At 29.4% G+C, this 255-nt stretch carries 1 pseudogene; it reads left to right on the top strand.

Annotated features, from left to right (window positions below):
• Positions 1-255: pseudogene (locus WFK35_RS23150) on the top strand (hypothetical protein); the annotation flags it as partial.

Consider the following 255-nt stretch of genomic DNA (forward strand, 5'->3'; position numbering starts at 1 on the left):
ATTTACCATATATAAGTGAGATTAGAATTGAAGGACATACTGATACCATTGCGCCTAAAAAAGATCAAAGAGAAAGCTATCTTTATAATTTAAATCTTTCATCTGCTAGAGCACAATCTGTGTTAGAGTATATAAGAACATTAGACTCTTATAAAAAATTGGATGCAATTAAAAAAGAAAAGCTTGATTTTCTACTTACAGCAAACGGAATGTCATTTTCAAGAGCATTAAATAAAAAAGGAGAGGTTTCTACCT

Source organism: Chryseobacterium sp. VD8, from assembly GCF_037149975.1.
GTDB classification, from domain to species: domain Bacteria; phylum Bacteroidota; class Bacteroidia; order Flavobacteriales; family Weeksellaceae; genus Chryseobacterium; species Chryseobacterium indicum.